The organism is uncultured Gimesia sp. (genome assembly GCF_937910335.1).
Classification (GTDB): Bacteria; Planctomycetota; Planctomycetia; order Planctomycetales; family Planctomycetaceae; genus Gimesia.
In genome coordinates, this window is the sequence record NZ_CALEMX010000635.1 from 1 (window position 1) to 6,028 (window position 6,028).

Sequence of the window (6,028 nt, forward strand, 5' to 3'; positions counted from 1 at the left end):
ACTTCGGTTTTAGAGGGCTTTTTTTGTTGCGTACTCGCTGCTGAACTGCTTCAGGTTTCAATTCCTCCTTCAGGTTTGCTGAACCGCTTTCTGAAGCCATGACAGCCTCTCTCAAACACATGCTTGCCTCTCTGCGTTTATTCAAAGCCCAGTTCCTGCCTTTAGCACAGGTGGTTTCACTTCTGCTACTTTTTCCACATAATCGTCAAAATCGATACGACACGATTTCTTATCAAAAACGTTAAAACCGGTGTAAAGCAATTTAAACATTTCAATGTCAGTCGATTTATGCAAAGAGGCTTTCAAGAAAAGTTCGCATTATAATGATTTTATAAGTAATTACAAATAAAAGGTTTATGGCGATTGTATGGATGGTGTTTCTTATAGGAATTATAAGACTGGCACATGTCTTGCGAGTTGTATCGATCAGACCGGTTATACCGGCTTTAATGATAAGTCCAGATGTAGCGGTAATCTAAAAATTGGAACGAACAAGTTCCCCAGCGCGAACGCAAGCCGGGAACTGAAAGAAATAGAGAGAGTGTGTGGCGACCTGAGAGACCGTTACACAAGTCGGTGACCTGAGAGACCACCGATGACTGATTGACTGAAGCGGGGAGAAATTCTGGTGCATTTACCTTGGTTTTTATGGTGAGTGAGGCAATGAGTTCCGCCTTGATAACCAGAAAAGGAAAGCCTGAGAAACTTTCCTGTCCCGCTTTAGCCAATCAGCAATTTGAACACAGAGATGAAAGTTATCAACAGGGAAATGTTCCTGAGAGAGTGAAAGTGATTGAGTCCGAAAAAAATGTCGTTGTGTTGTGCATCAGCTTGTGAATCGGAACCAATTTGAGTTCCGACTGAATTGATCGTCGGGGCGATTTCCAGAATCAAAAACTCAAAATTAAGAAACACTATAATTCAAAAATATCTAAAGGAGCTTCAAATGACTAATTTCGTAAATCAGTTTTGGAACGATGAAAATGGTTTCGTTCTCTCAGCAGAGCTGGTCATCATTCTGACAGTGGCAGTGTTAGGTATGATTGTCGGCTTAAGTTATGTTCAAACTGCAGTTGTGAGTGAATTCACAGATGTAGCGGGAGCAATTAACTCTTTAAATCAGAATTATGCTTATACTGGTTTTTATTCAACGGGATACTATGGGAAATTCAAATCATACTATTCCGGTTCCGCTTATAACTCTTATCGTCGTGGGGGAGCCGTTCTGGGTTACAATGGATGTGAAGTAGATCGTGGCAGCAACTACTCGGAAGAATTATGGCTGGAACAGGAAACGGTTGAAGAACCTTGCCAGATTTGTAAGCCGGGAGAAGTGCAAGAAGGTGTGATAGAACATCCTGAAGTGGATTGTCCCAAATGTGAAGTTGGTAAAGAGATTGTCATCCCGCAAGCAACTGAGCGAAAGAATAAATAAGGAAGTCCAATTATTGCTTGAGACTCAGGATTTCTGAATCAAAGACTTGAGTTTTCTGAAGATTTAAAAACAACATATTCTCGGCCCGTATTTCTATCCTGAATGCGGGCCGACTTCGATTCGTCATGACCCTCGGATGAATCATGAGAAGAGAATGGGAAAACAAAAAAAGCTTACTGTTAAAAAACAGTAAGCTTCCAGTGGAGGATACCGGGCTCGAACCGGTGACCTTTTGGCTGCCAGCCAAACGCTCTCCCAACTGAGCTAATCCCCCTGTTTGGTGGTGTAAACCGCCTTAATATAAGGGTAAGGATAGAAAATAGTTTCGGCAATTCAAGTGCTGAGAAACAATCTAAATGAAAAAACAATTAAAAATGTCCTGTCATAGGTGTTTACTGGTAAGAGCCTGCATAGATTGAAGAATTGCTCGCGAACCGCGGCAGGAGTATTTCACTCTATTGAAGTAAAAGTCAGTCATCGGCAGAGTATGATCTGATATTCATAGCAGAAAAATATTGGATAAAACCAGGAGCAAAAGTTATGTCTGTCAGTTTAATCTCGCGTCTTCATGAACATCGTCTGTGGGTGAATCAGACATTATTGGAGTCTGCCCGAAAGCTTTCCGAATCTCAAAGAAGACAGACGTTTCCCATGGGGCAGGGGTCTATCTGGAATTCGTTATTACATTTTTATACCGCTGAATATGTCTGGATTGAATCGTTACTGGGAGATGAGGCTTCTGAGGTACCCGGTGACCTTCCCGGAGAATTGCCGGGAAATCAGAAAGGAGAGGATTTAATCTCTGGTGGAGCTGCAGCAGAAATGGGCAGAGTTAGATCAACGCTGGATTCATTATTTAGAGCAGCTTACTGATGAATCGATGGAAGAGCTGGTGGGTAAGTCTAGTACAAGTTCCGGGAAAGGCCGCGTACATCGAACGAAACGTTCAGATGTCTTATTACATGTTTGCACTCACGCGCAATACACAACGGCGCAAATTGTGAACATGCTACGCCAGGTAGGCGCTACATCTCTCCTGAATCCGATGCTGATTACACTGGCTCAAATCCAGATGGTGGCGTTCGTTGATTAGGCCGCGATCAAACTCAGCACTCAAACAAATTTTCGGATCACACCTTTTACCACACCAAGAATTTTGACGTTATTTGAATAGATAGAGTCCATAGTTGAATTGGCTGGTTCCAGCCGGACACGTGTTTCTTCCTGATAGAAACGTTTCAATGTAGCGTTGTGATCGTCTACAAGCGCCACGACAATCTCACCCTGCTGACAAGACTCCTGCCGTTTGATGACGACGTAATCTCCATCTTGAATACAGGCATCAATCATTGATGTGCCGTTTACCTTCAGGCAAAAGTTCTCGTTAGAATCAAAGAGCGAACTAAAATCAATCTGTGATTGCTCATCTGCGGGAGGCGTAATGGTATCGCCTGGTACTAATAAACCAACAAAAGAAATATTTGCTGGTTTCTGTGAGTTATCACAGAGTTGAATCGACCGCGAAATATTGGATTGCCTGGTGATCAGTCCTTTACGTTCCAGTGCTTTCAAATGCCCGATAACACCATTGGGAGAGCGAATGTCAAATTCATCACCAATTTCTCTTACTGTAGGCCCGTAGCCTCGATTGATGATTTTGTCTTTAAGGAACTGATAGACTTTTTGTTGACGTTCGGTCAATTTGACGCTTTTATTGATCATGCCTGCACCTAACCACTTTTGATGAAACGATTATATAAATCGTGGTTTTCACCACACAATGGCCCGTGCTTCAGTAAATTAGACTCATGAGATCCTGAGATCTAACAGGATTTTGAGTATTTTAGTGTAAATAATAGACCGTCATTAAGAAATATCTAGTGATCATTATCATTCATGCCACCATGAACTAGCTGGTGATTTCCACGTGGAATGCTTCGCAGGCAAGTTGTTTGATTTTTGCCAGATCCAGTTTACCAGTTCCTAGCAGTGGAATTGCTTCCACTTCCAAAAAGCTGTCAATGGAAGGTATCCAGAGATTAGGAAGCCCTTGTTCTGCCACTTCTTTTAGAATCGAATCGATTGATCTATTGAGACGTTTATGGAGTACGATTAATCGCTCTCCTTTTTTCTGATCGGGGACTGCTGTCACGGCGATTTGAACTTCAGGTTCGTCCTCATCGGGATCGCTGACGATGTCTGTAATGATTTCCTCAATTCGAACATGAGGCACCATTTCACCTCCAATTTTCGAAAATCGCGTTTGTCTGCCTGTGATGGTGATAAATCCGTCTTCATCAATCGTGGCGAAATCACCAGTGTTGTACCAACCATCAATGATGACTTCTGCTGTTTTTTCCGGGTTATTCAAATACCCTTTCATTACGTTCGGGCCTTTAATGAACAGGAGCCCTTCCTCTCCATCCGGTAGATCCTGCATGGTTTCCGGTTCAACGGTTTTCGCCATAACACAGGGAATGGCCCGGCCGACCGTTCCCGGTTTTGAGCTGATCTCGTTCGGATCGAGTTGTCGACTGGGTGGAATATTTACGGCAGCGACCGGCGCGAGTTCGGTCGTTCCATAACCTTCCGTAGGAAAGATTCCAAATTTTTCTTCAAATTCTCTTGCTAGACTTTGAGGAAGTTTTTCAGCGCCTGTGATTACGATATCCAACGACTTGAATTGTTCCGGAGTACAGCGTTTTAAGTAGTGTCTTAAGAATGTTGGAGTTGATGCAAAGAGTGTGACCTTGTACTTCTCTACCATTTTTCCAACGGTGCGTGCATCGGTGGGGTTAAAGTGAAAACTGGCTCCCATGTTGCGTATAAAAGGCATCCACAGCGAAATGGTATACCCGAATGAATGGAAGAAAGGCAATATTCCAAGAATACAGTCCTTGGAAGAGAGATGCAGTAGATCATCCGCAGAATTGATATTCGAGACGATATTATGATGTGTCAGCATGACTCCTTTCGGGCGACCGGTAGAGCCAGAAGTAAAGATTATGGTACTCAATTCATCAGAATCAATGTGTCTTAAGCCGATGAGTCTTTCAATGATCCATGCGGGAATAAGATAAGCGAGAAATAAGCAGATGAGCTTATCCCATACAGAGGCTTTCAGTTTTAATTCATCCAGCAGTACAACATTCGCATCCATGTCAATGGGTTTCTTTTCGAGAAACTTCTGGCTGGTCAATACCGTTTTGATGCCTGCTTCGTTTATACAGTAATTGATATCACTGTCAGCAAGAGTGTAATTGAGATTAACGGGTACGCGTCCATCAATGGCAAGGCTGGCATTTACGACACTGCCTCCCACAGAAGGAGGTAGAAGAACCCCGATCATTTTTTCGTCTTGTTTTAAAATATGTTTATTGAGCAGTCGTCTGATCAACAAGGCACCGGTGAGCAATTTCCCCCCCGATAGTTCGACACCGGTAGAGTCAGCGACTTTTTGTTTGAAACGCCAACTTTTACATTTTCTGAGAAACAGTCTTGGTGGAATCATTTGGTAGGTCTTTCGAAAATTGGCAGATTCAACTCCCAGGTCTTGAACAACCTTCTGAACATGTTTTTCATTCTCCGGGTGAAGAATGGGTTCTCCAAAACGAATGGAAACAGGATAAGGCCATCTTCGAGGCCACTTCCAGAAAAATTTTCCGCCGTGAAAACTAAAAATACTTCCCCAAAGTTCGTCGATATAAACCGGAATCACAGGGGCTTTCGTCCCTTTGATGATTTTCATTAAACCAGATTGAAATGGTTGTAAATAACCTGATCGCGTCAGTTTTCCTTCCGCGAAAATACAGACTAATTCTCCATCAGTGATGGCCTGTCGTGCTGATTTGATGGAAGCCATCAGTGCCTTTGGTCCATCGTCAATATTGATGGGGATTGTGTTGTATAGCTCAGTCAGCCATCGTATCCACGGATTCTGTACATAGGTGGAGAAGGCTACCATTCTTACCGGTCGAGATGATGTAAGAATCAGAAAGACTCCGTCCAGCCAGGAAACATGGTTGGCAACGAGTAGTGCCCCCCCTTTTTTAGGCAGGTTCTTGTGTCCGCGTACACGCAATTTATAGATGGTTCGACTGACCATCCAGACGATGGCACGGATTGTGGCATTGGGTAGAAGTTTGAAGATATAAATTCCGACCGGAATAGTGAGTAAACCTAATACCATAAAGATCTGGCTGGCTGACATTTCAAGGGTATCTTGCATCACATAAAATACACCCGAGGCAATCAGGATGAAAAAGAACGCCAGAAAGTTTGCCGCTGCCAGAATGCTGCCACGTGTTTGAACATCACTACGGTGTTGGAGAAACGTTTCGAGTGGGATGTCAAATAATCCGGAACTGACGCCGAGCAGGAACAGCCAAAGTAAAGACAACAGATAGTAGGTTTGTGAACTTGATTCTGTTCCCGGGACGACACTGCTGCCTGTAAAGAACAATAGCAGGGAGGTCACAACAATTCCGGCAGCTCCGATGGGGACAATTCCCAGCTCAATTCGTCCTGCGGACCAGATACCTGCAAGAACACTACCCGCGGCGACACCTAACACCAGAATTCCCAATAAGGGTC

The 6,028-nt window shown here is 43.5% G+C and carries 6 protein-coding genes and 1 tRNA gene; 3 read left to right on the forward strand and 4 right to left on the reverse strand.

All coding sequences use genetic code 11. From position 1 onward, the window contains the following. Positions 1-446: 446 nt before the first annotated feature. On the reverse strand, positions 447-728 hold the full coding sequence (locus Q0668_RS25765; RefSeq protein ID WP_298869441.1) for a hypothetical protein: 282 nt from the start codon (positions 726-728) through the stop codon (positions 447-449). A 218-nt stretch (positions 729-946) separates the two neighbouring features. Here Q0668_RS25765 and Q0668_RS25770 point away from each other — a divergent pair, with 218 nt between their 5' ends. After that, complete coding sequence (locus tag Q0668_RS25770; protein WP_298869442.1) at positions 947-1,435, forward strand: Flp family type IVb pilin; 489 nt, start codon at positions 947-949, stop codon at positions 1,433-1,435. Between the two features lie 201 nt (positions 1,436-1,636). Here Q0668_RS25770 and Q0668_RS25775 read toward each other — a convergent pair. Next, positions 1,637-1,709 (reverse strand) — tRNA-Ala (locus Q0668_RS25775). Positions 1,710-1,975: 266 nt separating this feature from the next. Between Q0668_RS25775 and Q0668_RS25780 the strand changes: the two genes are divergently transcribed. Then, the gene (locus Q0668_RS25780) at positions 1,976-2,308 is read left to right on the forward strand and encodes a DinB family protein (RefSeq protein WP_298869446.1); all 333 of its coding nucleotides are present in this window, start codon (positions 1,976-1,978) and stop codon (positions 2,306-2,308) included. Beyond that, complete coding sequence (locus Q0668_RS25785) at positions 2,241-2,528, forward strand: DinB family protein (protein WP_298869443.1); 288 nt, start codon at positions 2,241-2,243, stop codon at positions 2,526-2,528. The genes Q0668_RS25780 and Q0668_RS25785 overlap by 68 nt, the downstream gene beginning before the upstream one ends. A 20-nt stretch (positions 2,529-2,548) precedes the next feature. On the opposite strand, the gene lexA is transcribed toward Q0668_RS25785, so the two are convergent. After that, entirely contained in the window at positions 2,549-3,157 is a 609-nt protein-coding gene (gene lexA / locus Q0668_RS25790; RefSeq protein ID WP_298869444.1) for a transcriptional repressor LexA, read from the reverse strand. A 187-nt stretch (positions 3,158-3,344) separates the two neighbouring features. Continuing rightward, on the reverse strand, positions 3,345-6,028 hold a 2,684-nt coding region (locus tag Q0668_RS25795), incomplete at its 5' end, for an AMP-binding protein (RefSeq protein ID WP_298869445.1).